Annotated in this window: 1 protein-coding gene; it reads right to left on the reverse strand. The window is 52.7% G+C overall.

Annotated features, from left to right (window positions below; genetic code table 11):
• Positions 1–677: hypothetical protein (locus tag ACE419_RS11515; RefSeq protein WP_435722082.1), on the reverse strand; the 677-nt coding region annotated here is incomplete at both ends.

The following is a 677-nucleotide window of genomic DNA, read 5'->3' on the forward strand; positions in this document are numbered from 1 at the left end:
ACCACCGTGTTGTAAGCATTCTTTGCTGCATCCTGCGTCTTGCGGTCGCCGCCATTCTTGACCAGAGCATCCGAATCCGTGATATCCAGCGTTGCCGTATCGCCATTGACGCCCGTGAAAGCTGCCTTGCCGAATTCAGCAGTCTGGCCGTAGACCGTCGTGTACGAAGAATTGATGTGATCTTTGTAGTTATTTTCATCAATCGTATACGGCGTAATCGTGGCGGTACCGGCCGTCTCCGAAATCTCGTAGTTCTTGTTCAGCGCATTTCTGGTATCTGCCGAGATAACCGCGTTGACGTCATAGTCGCCTACGTTGTTCGTATGCGTATCGTCTACCAAGGCTTCCGAAGTACCGTCAACCGTCGCTGCATATTTCGCAGCATCGCCATTGACCAGGCCCGTAATCGTGCCGGCATCCTTCAGACCATTCTTAACAGCTGCAGCATCGCCATACACAGCCGTAAAGTCTTTCGCGTCAATCGTCAGTTTCGCCTTTTCAACCGTTGCCGTGTTGTCCAGCGTTGCCGACGTCTTGTCCGTCAGACCGTAGTTCTTCTTCATCTGGTCGCTGAGGCCATTGAAGGATACCACCGTGTTGTAAGCATTCTTTGCTGCATCCTGCGTCTTGCGGTCGCCGCCGTTTTTGACGAGGGCATCCGAATCCGTGATATCCAG

This window comes from Mitsuokella apri, from assembly GCF_047974105.1.
Classification (GTDB): domain Bacteria; phylum Bacillota; class Negativicutes; order Selenomonadales; family Selenomonadaceae; genus Mitsuokella.